The organism is Streptomyces alfalfae (assembly GCF_004127445.1).
Classification (GTDB): Bacteria; Actinomycetota; Actinomycetes; order Streptomycetales; family Streptomycetaceae; genus Streptomyces; species Streptomyces alfalfae.
In genome coordinates, this window is record NZ_QEXM01000009.1 from 1 (window position 1) to 13,028 (window position 13,028).

11 protein-coding genes are annotated in these 13,028 nt (G+C 74.1%); 7 read left to right on the forward strand and 4 right to left on the reverse strand.

Annotated features, from left to right (window positions below; translation table 11 throughout):
- Positions 1-423: 423 nt before the first annotated feature.
- On the reverse strand, positions 424-978 hold the full coding sequence (locus DCW30_RS02125; protein ID WP_076689361.1) for a hypothetical protein: 555 nt from the start codon (positions 976-978) through the stop codon (positions 424-426).
- A 394-nt stretch (positions 979-1,372) separates the two neighbouring features.
- The gene (locus DCW30_RS02130; protein ID WP_076686500.1) at positions 1,373-2,170 is read right to left on the reverse strand and encodes an aminotransferase class IV; all 798 of its coding nucleotides are present in this window, start codon (positions 2,168-2,170) and stop codon (positions 1,373-1,375) included.
- Between the two features lie 252 nt (positions 2,171-2,422).
- Between DCW30_RS02130 and cutA the strand changes: the two genes are divergently transcribed.
- From cutA to DCW30_RS02145, 3 genes are all read left to right on the forward strand, one after another.
- Positions 2,423-2,791 carry a divalent-cation tolerance protein CutA gene (gene cutA / locus DCW30_RS02135; protein ID WP_062777025.1) on the forward strand — a complete coding sequence of 123 codons (369 nt, stop codon included), beginning with the start codon at positions 2,423-2,425 and terminating at the stop codon, positions 2,789-2,791.
- Positions 2,792-2,809: 18 nt separating this feature from the next.
- Entirely contained in the window at positions 2,810-3,235 is a 426-nt protein-coding gene (locus DCW30_RS02140) for a gamma-glutamylcyclotransferase family protein (protein WP_237283440.1), read from the forward strand.
- A gap of 370 nt (positions 3,236-3,605) precedes the next feature.
- On the forward strand, positions 3,606-3,905 hold the full coding sequence (locus DCW30_RS02145) for a DUF6355 family natural product biosynthesis protein (RefSeq protein WP_062776999.1): 300 nt from the start codon (positions 3,606-3,608) through the stop codon (positions 3,903-3,905).
- Between the two features lie 42 nt (positions 3,906-3,947).
- Here the strand turns inward: DCW30_RS02145 and DCW30_RS02150 are convergent, their stop codons facing one another.
- A complete protein-coding gene (locus tag DCW30_RS02150; RefSeq protein WP_076686502.1) occupies positions 3,948-6,158 on the reverse strand; it encodes a molybdopterin oxidoreductase family protein in 2,211 nt (736 codons plus the stop codon).
- Positions 6,159-6,265: 107 nt separating this feature from the next.
- The gene (locus tag DCW30_RS02155) at positions 6,266-7,000 is read right to left on the reverse strand and encodes a SanA/YdcF family protein (RefSeq protein WP_079250151.1); all 735 of its coding nucleotides are present in this window, start codon (positions 6,998-7,000) and stop codon (positions 6,266-6,268) included.
- Between the two features lie 313 nt (positions 7,001-7,313).
- Here DCW30_RS02155 and DCW30_RS02160 point away from each other — a divergent pair, with 313 nt between their 5' ends.
- The 4 genes from DCW30_RS02160 to dnaG all read left to right on the forward strand — a co-directional run bounded on the left by DCW30_RS02160 (position 7,314) and on the right by dnaG (position 12,910).
- Positions 7,314-8,132, forward strand: a complete 819-nt coding sequence (locus DCW30_RS02160) for a sirohydrochlorin chelatase (RefSeq protein ID WP_079250152.1) — start codon at positions 7,314-7,316, stop codon at positions 8,130-8,132.
- A gap of 48 nt (positions 8,133-8,180) precedes the next feature.
- Complete coding sequence (locus tag DCW30_RS02165; protein WP_076686504.1) at positions 8,181-9,542, forward strand: deoxyguanosinetriphosphate triphosphohydrolase; 1,362 nt, start codon at positions 8,181-8,183, stop codon at positions 9,540-9,542.
- Between the two features lie 163 nt (positions 9,543-9,705).
- Positions 9,706-10,968: an NAD(P)/FAD-dependent oxidoreductase gene (locus DCW30_RS02170; RefSeq protein ID WP_076686505.1), complete on the forward strand. Its 1,263-nt coding sequence runs from the start codon at positions 9,706-9,708 to the stop codon at positions 10,966-10,968.
- 43 nt (positions 10,969-11,011) lie between these two features.
- Positions 11,012-12,910, forward strand: coding sequence for a DNA primase (gene dnaG / locus DCW30_RS02175; RefSeq protein WP_076686506.1), 1,899 nt, complete (start codon positions 11,012-11,014; stop codon positions 12,908-12,910).
- Positions 12,911-13,028 lie beyond the last annotated feature (118 nt).

The window sequence follows — 13,028 nt, forward strand, 5'->3', positions numbered from 1 at the left end:
TTGTGTGGGGCGGTCGGGGTGGCGGGGTGGTTGAGTGGCCTGGGTGCTGGGTGCTGGGTGCTGGGTGCTGGGTGCTGGGTGCTGGGTGCCGGGTGCCGGGTGGCGGGGTGGCCGGGGTGCTGGAGCGGCCGGGGTGCCGGGGGTGGCCGGGGTGCCGGCGGCGGGGTGCGGAGTGGCCGAGGTGCTGGAGTGACCAAGGTGCCGGGGTGACCGGGGCGCTGGGTGGCCGGGGTGCCGGGGTGGCCAGGGTGCTGGGCGGCCAGGGTGCCGGGGTGCCGGAGTGACCGGGGTGCCGGGGTGGCCGGGGTGCTGGGTGGCCAAGGTGGCTGGGTGGCCGGGGCGGCTGGGGCGCCGGAATGACCGGGGTACCGGAGTGGTGCTGGATGCCGTGCCCGTTACCCGGGGGTCGCGGAGGGCCGTCCGTCAGATCCGGTCGCCTCTGGCCCGGCGATGCAGGAGCCAGGTGCCGCCCGCGGCGGCGACGGCCAGGGCCGCGACGCCCGCCGCGGTCTGCAGGGGGTCGGGGCCGAGCGCGCCGCCGACACCCGTCTTCACGTGCCCCTTCGGCTGCGTCGCGTGCCGTTCGGCGGCGGCTGCGGTGGAGGTGACCGTCACCACCAGATCCGCGGCGACCCGTTTGTTCTTCACCCCTGAGCCGCCCGCGCCGGAGCATTTCGCGGCGATCTCGTAGGTGCCTGGCTGCGCGGAGGGCGGCACCTCGAAGCGGCCGGTCACCTCGCCGGGGCCGCCGCCCGGCGCCAGCGTGAACCTTCCCGCACCCACCGCGCTGGCGTCGCCCGCCGCGGTGCCGCCTGAGCCGCAGGCGGCGGTGTGGACGGTGACGGGCTTGCCGGGCGTCACGGTCGCCGGGGTGATCACGAGGTCTCCGCCGGCCGCCGCGGAGGCGGGGTCGGCCAGGGCGCCGGCCGTCGCTGCGGCGAGGGCGGTACCGGTCAGCAGACGGGCGATGCGCATGATGCTCGTTCCTCCGAGGCCTTCGCGGGGCACGCCCCGCGACACCCCCAAGTGCCGCTGCGTCGGTCGAGTCCCGCTCTTCCGAGGTAAGTGGCACTCGGCGGCGCGCGCCTCCCGGTGGGCCGCGGGAAAGCGGGGGACGAGGCGGTTCCTCCCGCCCGAGCGGCAGCGTTCCAGCAGGTCACGGGCATGACGGCGGTCCCGCTTCGAAGACCGTGGGCGGCGGCTGTGAATGGGTGACCTGGCACGTCCGTGCGGTGGCTGGCCGTGGGCCTTGCGCGGGGTTTTGGCTCGGTCGGTCGTCGGCTGAGCCTGGCTCGTCCTCAAGCGCCGGACGGGCTGGGACCCGGGCGCCCCCCAGGCCGGGGGTGCCCGGCGGGGGTGGCGAGGAGAGGGCTCAGAACGCCTCCAGAGGCACCTCCTCGTAGACCCCGGACACCGTCGTCATCAGCTTCTCGTCCACGGCGTACGTCACGTCGTCGATCCGTCGCACCGGACAGACTCCCCACGCGTTGGTGACGAAGGCCGCCGAGTACGACGGCAGGTCCGCGAGGGTGGCGCGGGCGTGCCGGGTGGGCACACCGGCGGCCGGCAGGCCCGCCTCGACCAGCTGCATCGTGATGCCGGACAGATGCGGCGCCTCCGGCCACACCAAGCTCGCCCCGTCGAAGAAGCCGATGTTCGTGACGGCGCCCTCGCTGATCTCCCCGTCGGGGGCGGTGAGCAGCGCGCCGTCGTACCCCGCCCGCCGGGCCAGCTCGCCGTAGTGGGCCTGGCCGAAGCCGCCCAGGTGCTTGATGTGGGCGAACGGCCGCTGATACGGCACCGACATCAGGGACTGCGCCCGGCCCTCCATGGTCTCCGCCAACACGGTCGGCGGCCGGACGGTGATCATCACGGACGGCTTGCCGTCAGGAGCGTGGACGTGCACGCGTACGGAGGCGTCCTCGATGTCGTCGCGCAGGATGTGCCGGACGAGCCCGCGCACCCACTCACCCTCCAGCGGCTGCCCGAACATCTCACGCGTGGCCGCGTCGAGCCGCGCCAAATGGAGGTCCATGCCGCGCACCTTGCCACCCCTGACCTGCATCGCGGTGAAGTGCCCGGGGTTGGCGAGGGCCGGCCAGAGCAGCCCGGCCGCGGTGGCGGGCTGACCGTCGATCTCAATGCGCTGCACCAGTGCGGAGATTGTCATGCGACCACGCTACGAGACGCCCCCCGTCCGCCGGCCCCCGCTCGGGCCCCGCCCCGGCCGCCGGTTCCGGTCCGCGAGCCCCCTGTGCACAATCTCGGTATGGACGCTCACGGTATGGACGCTCGCGGCACGGATGTTTACGGCATGGACGACCCCGCCGAACCGGCTCCGTCGACCGAGACCGAGACCGAGACCGAGACCGGGACCGAGTCGGAGCGCGCGACCGAGCCCGCGACCGAGCCCGCGCCCGGGATCGAGACCGCTGCTGAGACCACGGCCACCGCGCCGGCCGAGCCGCCCACGCCCGCCGCCCTGACCGTGCTGACCACCACGGACGCGGAGGACAAGGCGCGGGACCTGGCGAGCGGCGCGGTGCGCGCCCGGCTCGCGGCCTGTGCGCAGATCACCGGCCCCGTCACGTCCGTGTACCGGTGGGAGGGCGCCATCGAGACCGCCCAGGAGTGGCAGATCCTGCTCAAGACGTCCGCCGCGCGCTACGACGCCCTGGAGGCATGGCTCACCGAAGCCCACGACTACGACACTCCCGAGATCATCGCCACCCCTGTGGTGCGGGGGAGCGCGGCCTACCTGGAGTGGGTGGCGCGGGAGACCGCCGGGTGACCCCGGCTGCCCTTCTTCGTGTACGGCACCCTGCGCCCGGGGCGCCACAACCACGCCGCTCACCTCCTCGGCCACGTGGCCACCGAGGAACCGGCCGAAATGCCGGGCGCGGCCCTGTACGCGGGCCCCGGCCACCCGTACGCCGTCGAGAACCCCGAAGCCGGCCCCGTCCGCGGCGAGCTGGTCACCGCGACGCCCTCCGCGCACGCCCCGCTGCTCGCTGCCCTGGACCTCCTGGAGGAGTACGTGCCGGGCGATCCCCGCAACCTGTACGAGCGTGTCGTCCGCGAAGTCACCCGCACCGCCGACGGCGCCACGGCCCTCGCCTGGGTCTACGTGGCGGCCCCCCGCGTGGCCGCTCGGCTCCGGGCCTCGGGCACGGTGATAGAGGGCGGCGACTGGTCCAAGGCGCCCGGCCTCCGCCGCCTTGAGAAACACCCCTGACACATGACCCCCGCGCGACGCAGGCATGACGCACCCCGCGGCGCACCCGAACGCAGGCATGACGCACCCCGCGACGCAGGCGTGACGCACCCCGCGGCGCACCCGGACGCAGCCGCCACCCACGCGCGACGCAGGCACGGCCCACGCGCGGTACACGCACCACCCACCCGTGACCCACGCGCAACTCGTGCGACTCGCGCAACTACCCACCCACGAGGCCAAATCCGCAGCTCAAACGCCGACGCACCCGATCTGATGATCTCCACCACTCGTCCGGGCGACTTCACGTGACTACTCAGAGTGGTCACGGTGAAGCTCTCCGTGTGCACCGCTCGGTGCGCGCTTTCGGTGTTCAACAAGGAGTCGCCTCATGCGAGTTCGCCGTACCCTGCCGGCTCTCCTCGGAGCCGTGACCCTCACCCTCGGCATGTCCCTGGCGGCGACGGCCTCCGCCGCCACGGCATCACCGGCCGCCGTCAAGAACCCCTGCGGGTTCTACGAGACGGCGAGCGACGCCTACTACAACCACTGCACGAGCGACGGTTCCCGCATCGTGATCGAGATCGACGACTGGGGCCCCAACAGCACCCGCTGCGTGGGCCCCGGCGTCACCTGGATCGGCGAGGCCGGGGACATCGACGGCGCCTGGTACGTCGGCCGCACCTGCTGACAGCCGTGCCGCGGGCCCGGGAGGGCGACGTCCCGGGCCCGCTCAACTCGGCCGCAAGGGTTCCAGCCGTACCGCGCACACCTTGAACTCCGGCATCCGCGACACGGGGTCGAGGGCCGGATGCGTCAGAGAGTTGGCCCGGCCCTCGCCAGGCCAGTGGAACGGCATGAACACCGTGTCGGAGCGGATCGACGACGTGACCCGCGCCGGGGCGACCGCTCGGCCGCGCCGCGACACCACGGCGACCGGTTCGCCCTCCGCGATCCGAAGCCGCGCCGCGAGCCGCGGGTGCAGCTCCACGAAGGGCCCCGGCGCCGCGGAGTTGAGCTCGTCGACCCGGCGCGTCTGCGCCCCCGACTGATACTGCGCGAGCACCCGCCCCGTGGTCAGCAACACGGGATACTCCGCGTCCGGCTCCTCGGCGGCGGCCCGGTGCACCACCGGCACGAACCGCGCCCGCCCGTCCTCGGTGGCGAACCGGTCGAGGAACAGCCGCCGGGTCCCGGGATGCGGAGCCGCATGTGCGAAGTCCCCCTCGCACCCGGGCCCGCCCTCGCCCCCGAGGCCCCCCTCGCCCCCGAGGTCTCCCGCACCCCTCGGTTCCCCCTCGCCCCCGAGTCCGCCCTCACTGCCGCACGGCCAGAACAGGCCCTCTCCCTCGTTCTCCGCCAGCCGTGCGTAGGAGATCCCGGAGTAGTCCGCGGGGCCGCCCGCGCTCGCCCGGCGCAACTCCTCGAAGACCTCCTCCGGTTCGGCCGGGAAACCCTTCGCGTGCCCGAGCCGCGCCGCGAGGCCGTGCAGGACCTCCAGGTCGCTGCGGACCCCGGCGGGCGCGGACACGGCGCGGCGCCGCAGCAGGACCCGGCCCTCCAGGTTCGTCACCGTCCCGGTCTCCTCGGCCCACTGCGTCACCGGCAGCACCACGTCCGCCAGCTCGGCCGTCTCCGACAGCACCACGTCGGCCACCGCGAGGAAGTCGAGCGAGCGCAGCCGCTCCTCCACATGCCCCGCCCTCGGCGCCGACACGACCGGGTTGGAGCCCATGAGGAGCAGCGACTTGACGTCCCCGCCGAGCGCGTCGAGCAGTTCGTACGCCGACCTGCCGGGCCCCGGCAGCGACTCGGGGTCCACGCCCCAGACCTTCGCCACATGGGCCCGCGCCGCAGGATCGGTCAGCTTGCGGTAACCCGGCAGCTGGTCCGCCTTCTGCCCGTGCTCCCGTCCGCCCTGGCCGTTTCCCTGGCCGGTCAGGCAGCCGTACCCGGACAGGGGGCGGCCGGCGCGGCCCGTGGCCAGGCACAGGTTGATCCACGCCCCGACCGTGTCCGTGCCCTTGGACTGCTGCTCGGGGCCGCGCGCGGTGAGCACCATCGAGGCCTTCGCGTCGCAGAAGAGCCGCGCGGCGTCCCGCAGTTGCGGCACGGGCACACCGGTGATCCGCTCGACGTGCTCGGGCCAGTGCGCCATCGCCGCCGCCCGCGCCTCCTCCCATCCGCTGGTGCGCTCCGCGATGAACTCCTCGTCCGTACGCCCCTCCGCCACGATCAGGTGCAGCAGGCCGAGCGCGAGCGCGAGGTCCGTGCCGGGGCGCGGCGCCAGGTGCAGATCGGCGTGCTCCGCGGTCCGGGTCCGCCGGGGGTCCACGACGATCAGCGTGCCGCCGTTCTCCCGCAGCTCGGTCAGGTACCGCAGAGCGGGCGGCATCGTCTCCGCGAGGTTCGACCCGACGAGGATCACGCACCCGGTGCGGGGGATGTCCTCCAGCGGGAACGGCAGCCCCCGGTCGAGTCCGAACGCCCGCTGCCCGGCCGCCGCGGCCGACGACATGCAGAACCGTCCGTTGTAGTCGATCTGCGACGTGCCGAGCACCACCCGCGCGAACTTGCCCAGTGCGTACGCCTTCTCGTTCGTCAGGCCGCCACCGCCGAACACGCCGCACGCGTCCGCGCCGTGCGCCGCCCGCGTACGGGACAACTCGCCGGCGATCCGGTCCAGGGCCTCCTCCCAGGTGGCCGCCGCGAGCCTGCCCGTGGCACGGTCGCGCACGAGGGGCTCGGTCAGCCGGACCCGGGAGGACAGCACGGCCGGTGCCGTGCGTCCCTTGCCGCACAGCGCGCCCCTGTTCACCGGGAAGCCCGCGCGCTCCCTGACCTCCACGCCCCCGCCGGGGCCGGCCGCCAGGTCCATGCCGCACTGCAACGCGCAGTACGGGCAGTGTGTCGCGGTTACCGGGGGTGTCGCCGTGGAGTGCATGCCGCCAGCCTGCGCCGACGTTGTTACGCGGCTCCGCGCGGTCGCGTTACGCACGCGGTAAGCCGACCTCAGCCGCCCCCGTCCCGCGCTGTGAGGCCCGCGGGCTCTCAGCGCGGCGAGGCCAACGCGCGGTCCACGCCCGGCTCCCGCGGACCGAGGAAGTGCGGGTCGGGCCGGAACGCCGCGTCGAGCGCGGCCTTGCCCGCCGCGAAGACCTCGCGGGCCCCGCCGTAGTACCAGGTAGCGTCGTGCTTGGCGTCCACCCCGACGCCGTACGACGAGATGCCCGCGGCGTCGCAGAGGGCGACCGCCCTGCGTATGTGGAAGCCCTGGCTGATCAGGACCGCCCGGTTGACGCCGAAGATCTTCTTGGCGCGGACGCAGGAGTCCCAGGTGTCGAAGCCGGCGTAGTCGCTGACGATGCGGCGGCCCGGCACTCCGTGCTTCGTCAGATAGGCGCGCATCGCGTCCGGCTCGTCATACTCCTCGCGGCTGTTGTCACCGGTGACAAGGACGACCTCTATCCGGCCCCTGCGGTACAGATCGGCCGCCGCGTCCAGGCGGTGGGCCAGATAGGGCGAGGGGTCGCCCTTCCACAACCCGGCGCCGAAGACCACCGCGACCTCCGCCTTCGGCGCCTCCGCGACCGTCCCTGTCTCGCCGTCCGTCGTCACGAACAGCCAGGTCGCCGGCGTCAGCGCCAGCACGCACAGCACCATTGCCGCCCGCACGGCCCTGCGCTGCCCCCGTCTCGTGCGCGGCAGCCGCAGCCAAGATGGCCCGCCCCGCCCGTCGTCCCCGCCCGGCGGCCTCAGCCGCCGTCCCCACCCCGGCCGTCCCATGCGATCCGCCCCCGTGCCCGCCGGATCTCCCCCGATCCGATCACTGCCACCACGGTAGGCGACCCCGCCGGCGGAGTCAGTGCCTCGCGCCCCGGACGCCACCCTGAAACAACCCTGACCCGCCCCTGACCCGCCGTGACCCGCCCTGACGTGGAGCCGGGCGTAAGACCGGACGTAGGACCGCACGTGGAACCGGCCGAGGAACCAGGCGAGGAGGCCGGGCGGGGAACCGGCACCCCCCCCGTGAGCGCCACGAAAACTGCCGTCACGGCCGCGCAACGCGACCGCAATGAGCCCCGGCCATCCTCGGTCCATGACGCCCCGCATCACCGGCCGGCCCGCCGGCCGCCTCCGCCTCGTCGCCTCCGGGGGCGAGCGCCGCCCCACCCTCGTCCTGGTCGCCCACGGCAGCCGCGACCCCCGGGCCCTCGCCACCGTCACGGCCCTCGCCGAGCGGGTCCGCGAGCAGCGGCCCGGCCTCGCCGTGCGCCTGGGGCACATCGAGCTGAACGAGCCGCTGCTCACCGACACCCTCGCCGCCCACGCGAGCGGCCGTGCCGTGCTGGCGCCGCTGCTCCTCGGCCGGGGCCTGCACGTCAAGCGCGACATCCCCGCGGCCGTCGCGGCCGCCCCCCACCTGGACGTCCGCGCCACCGCCCCGCTCGGCCCGCACGCCCTGCTCGCCGAGGCCCTGCACACCCGGCTCGTCGAAGCGGGCTGGCCCCCGCGACCGCTCGGCACGGCCGCGCGCCGCTGCCACGCCGTCGTCCTCGCCGCGGCCGGTTCCCGCGACCCGGAGTCCGCCGCCGACACCGAAGCCGCGGCCGGGCTGCTCGCGGAGCGGCTGGGCGTCCCCGTGGCGCCCGCGTACGCCGCGCCCACCGCGGCCTGCGCCCGTACCGTGCCGGAGGCGGTCGCGGCCCTGGCCGAGCGGGGCAGGACCCGCACGGCCGTGGCCGCGTACTTCACCGCGCCCGGCCGCTTCGCCGCCCAGAGCGCGGACGCGGCACCCTGGATCGCGGCGGCCCCGCTGGGCGCCCACCCCGCCCTCGCCCGCCTCGTCCTGCACCGCTACGACCAGGCGTGCGGAGCCCCGGCCATGGCCGAACAGCGCCGCCCGACCGCCGTCTGACGAGGGGCCAGGACCCTCTTTGTCATCGCTTGCGTCTACTGTCGGTGCATGGAAGGCACAGCACCGAACGCGCGGGACGACACCTATGAGGCGTACGACGAGGCCGCCGTCGAGCGGTGGGCCGCCGAGCCCGACAAGCGTCCCGGACGCACGGCCTTCCAGCGTGACCGCGCGCGCGTGCTGCACTCCGCCGCCCTGCGCCGCCTCGCGGGCAAGACGCAGGTCGTCACACCGGGCACCCGCAACCAGGCCTGGGACGCCAGCGCCCGTACGCGTCTGACGCACTCCCTGGAGTGCGCGCAGGTCGGCCGCGAGCTGGGCGCCGCCCTCGGCTGCGACCCCGACCTGGTGGAGACCGCCTGCCTCGCGCACGACCTCGGCCACCCGCCCTTCGGGCACAACGGCGAGCAGGCGCTGAACGAGGTGGCGGCCGACTGCGGCGGCTTCGAGGGCAACGCCCAGTCGCTGCGGCTCCTCGCGCGCATCGAGCCGAAGCGCTTCGTCCGCTCCGAGACTGCCGGCGACCTCGTCAGCGTCGGCCTGAACCTCACCCGGGCCGCCCTCGACGCCGCCACCAAGTACCCCTGGCCGCGCGGCGGCCACCCCCACGACCCCGAGTCGTCGAAGTTCGGGGTCTACGAGGACGACAGGCCGGTCTTCGACTGGGTCCGCAAGGAGGCCCCCGGGCAGCGCGTCTGCTTCGAGGCGCAGATCATGGACTGGTCGGACGACGTCGCGTACTCGGTCCACGACTTCGAGGACGGCCTGCACGCCGGCCACATCGACCCGAACGCGCTGCACGCAGAGCCCGAGCGCCAGGACGTCTTCGCCGTGGCGATCGGGCGGTACGTCCCCGACGACACCGACCCCGAAGAGCTGGCCCACGCCCTCGACCGCCTCCTGGAGCAGGAGTGGTGGCCGCACGGGTACGACGGGACGGCCGTCGCCCAGGCCCGCCTGAAGGACGCCACGAGCCAGCTCATCGGCCGCTTCTGCCTGGCCGCGGAGACCGCCACGCGCGCGCGATGGGGGCGCCCTCCCGGCCCCCCGGGCAGCGGGGGAGGCGCCCGCCCCCTCACACGGTACGCGGCCGAGCTCGTCGTCCCCCGCGAGGCGCGGTACGAGTGCGCGGTGCTCAAGGCCGTCGCCGACCGCTACGTGATGCAGCGCCCCGCACAGGAGCGGCTCCGCGCCGACCAGCGGATCGTCGTCGCCGAACTGGCGGACGCGCTCATGACGCGCGCGCCCGACGGGCTCGACCCGCAGTTCCGCGCGCTGTACGAGGCGGCCTCCGACGACCGTGCCGCGCAGCGCGTGGTGGTCGACCAGATCGCGTCCCTGACCGACGCGGCGGCCCGCGCCCTGCACGCCAGGATGACGTCGAGACACCTCGGCGGCCACGGGCAGTGACCATGAAGTGACCACGAGGCGTGACGGAAAGTGGCCGACAGGGGCCACGCCCCCTTCCCCCATCACGCTCCGTGCGGGACGCTCCTGTGGCATTCGGACGGCGTTCCGGCGTACAGACAGTTTTCACCGGGTACACCCCGGTCCCCCGGCGAGGAGGCATCAAGTGGTCGACGCGCATCAGACGTTCGTCATTGTGGGAGGAGGTCTGGCCGGCGCCAAGGCGGCAGAGACCCTCCGTTCCGAGGGTTTCACCGGCCGGGTGATCCTCGTCGGCGACGAGCGTGACCGCCCCTACGAGCGCCCGCCCCTGTCCAAGGGGTACCTGCTGGGCAAGGAGGAGCGCGACAGCGTCTTCGTCCACGAACCGGGGTGGTACGCGCAGGCCGACGTCGAACTGCACCTGGGGCAGCCCGTGGTCGCGATCGACCGCGAGGCGCGGAGCGTGCGCCTGGGCGACGGCACGGTCATCCACTACGACAAGCTGCTGCTCGCCACCGGAGCCGAGCCGCGCCGCCTCGACGTCCCCGGCACGGACCTCGCCGGCGTGCACCACCTGCGCCGCCTCGCCCACGCCGACCGCCTCCGGCAGGTCCTCACCGCCCTCGGCAGGGACAACGGCCACCTGGTGATCGCGGGGGCCGGCTGGATCGGCCTGGAGATCGCGGCGGCCGCCAGGGAGTACGGCGCAGAGGTGACCGTCGTCGAGCGCGAGGCCACCCCGCTGCACGCCGTCCTCGGCCCCGAGGTCGGCCAGATGTTCGCCGACCTGCACGCCGAGCACGGCGTCCGCTTCCACTTCGGCGCGAGCCTCACCGAGATCGTCGGCCAGGACGGCATGGTCCTCGCGGCGCGTACCGACGACGGCGAGGAGCACCCCGCCCACGACGTCCTCGCCGCGATCGGCGCGGCCCCGCGCACGGCCCTCGCCGAGGCCGCGGGCCTCACCCTGGCCGACCGCGCCGAGGGCGGCGGCATCGCGGTCGACGCCTCGCTGCGCACCTCCGACCCCGACATCTTCGCCACCGGCGACGTGGCGGCCCTGGAGCACCCCCTCTTCGGCGCCCGCCTGCGCGTGGAGCACTGGGCGAACGCCCTGAACGGCGGCCCCGCCGCGGCCCGCGCGATGCTCGGCCGGGACGTCACCCACGACCGGGTGCCGTACTTCTTCTCCGACCAGTACGACGTGGGCCTGGAGTACTCGGGATGGGCGCCCCCGGGCTCGTACGACCAGGTGGTGGTGCGCGGTGACGCCGGCAAGCGGGAGTTCATCGCGTTCTGGCTGCGCGAGGGCCGGGTCCTCGCCGGGATGAACGTGAATGTGTGGGACGTCACGGAGACCGTCCAGAAGCTGATCCAGTCCGGCGCCCGCCCCGACCTGAACGCCCTCGCGGACCCCGGCACCCCCCTGGCGTCGCTGCTCGCGTGAAGGGCCGGGCGGGAGTGTCACAGGCGGGCCGTAGTATTCCTACGTGGCAGGCAGGATCAATGACGAGGACGTGAAGGCGGTTCGGGACGCGGTCCCGATCGACGCCGTGGTCTCCGACTACCTCCAGCTGCGCAACGCCGGCGGCGGGAACCTCAAGGGCCTGTGCCCCTTCCACGACGAGAAGTCCCCGTCCTTCCAGGTCAGCCCGAGCAAGGGTCTCTTCCACTGCTTCGGCTGCCAGGAAGGCGGCGACACGATCGCCTTCGTGATGAAGATCGACCACCTCACGTTCTCGGAGACGGTCGAGCGCCTCGCCGCCAAGGCGGGCATCACCCTGCGGTACGAGGAGGGCGGGTACAACCCCAGTCATCAGCGCGGCGAGCGCATCCGCCTGGTGGAGGCCCACAAGGTGGCCGCCCAGTTCTACGTGGAACAGCTGGAGAGCCCCGAGGCCGAGATCGGCCGGAAGTTCCTCGCCGAGCGCGGCTTCGACCAGGCCGCCGCGGCGCACTTCGGCGTGGGCTACAGCCCCGCGGGCTGGGACCACCTCACCCGCTTCCTGCGCGGCAAGGGCTTCACCGACAAGGAGCTGACGCTCTCGGGGCTCTCCCAGGAGGGCCGCCGCGGCCCCATCGACCGCTTCCGCGGCCGTCTGATGTGGCCGATCCGCGACATCGGCGGCGAGGTCGTCGGCTTCGGCGCCCGCAAGCTGCGCGACGACGACAACGGCCCGAAGTACCTCAACACGCCCGAGACGCCGATCTACAAGAAGGGCCAGGTCCTGTACGGCGTCGACCTGGCCAAGAAGGAGATCGCGAAGACGTCCCGCGCGGTCGTCGTCGAGGGGTACACGGACGTCATGGCCTGCCACCTCGCGGGCGTCACGACCGCCATCGCGACCTGTGGCACGGCCTTCGGCGGCGACCACATCAAGATCCTCCGCCGCCTCCTGATGGACAACGGAAGCGCCCGCGTGATCTTCACCTTCGACGGCGACGCGGCGGGCCAGAAGGCCGCCCTGCGGGCCTTCGAGGACGACCAGAAGTTCGCCGCCGAGACCTACATCGCCATCGCGCCCGACGGCATGGACCCCTGCGAGCTGCGCCTGGCCAAGGGCGACGAGGCGGTGGCCGACCTCGTCGAGCCGCGCACGCCGCTCTTCGAGTTCGCCCTGCGCCAGATCGTCGGCAGGTACGACCTGGAGACCCCGGCGGGCCGCGCCGCCGCCCTGGACGAGGCGGGGCCCGTCGTGGCCCGCATCAAGAACAGCGGCGCGCAGCACGAGGTGGCGGTCCAGCTCGCCGGCATGCTCGGCATCCTCGACACCCAGTTCGTCGTCAAGCGCGTGGCGCAGCTCGCCCGTTGGGCCCGCGACCGCGGCGGCAGGGGCCCGGCCCAGCCGCAGGGCAGGCCCCAGCAGACGTACGCGCAGGGACCGCCCCCGCCCAGCGGCCCCGCCCTCACCCTGCGCAGTCCCGCCCACCGCACCGAGCGCGAGCTGCTCAAGCTGGCCCTCCAGCGCCCCGAGCTGGTCTCCCCGGCCTTCGACGCGTACGGGGCGGACGAGTTCACCGCCCCGCCCTACGCCGCGGTGCGCCAGTGCATCGAGGAGGCGGGCGGCGCCGAGGCGGGCATCGCCGAGCCGCAGGCCTACCTCGGGCGGGTGCTCGACGCGGCGCCCGACGACACGGTGCGCCGCATGGTCACCGAGCTGGCCGTCGAGGCGATCCTGCGCAAGACCGTCGACGAGGTCTACGCGGGCGTGCAGCTCGTCCAGGTCCGGCTGCGCGCCGTGGACCGCCGCATCCGGGACGTCCAGGGCAGCCTCGCCCGGCTCGGCGCGGGCGGCGACCCGCAGCAACTGGTGGCCGTGCAGAACGAGTTGTGGGTCCTGCAGCAGTACGGCCAGGCACTGCGCGACCGCGGGGCCGACGCGCTCTAGCGGGCGTGGGTCCCGTGTCACGGGTACCCGTCGGGTAACCACGCGGTCACGGACCGGACTCAAAAAGTCACCGCACGCCCCTCGTGGCGGCCGTGTGTCGTGCCCCACACTGGGGTCC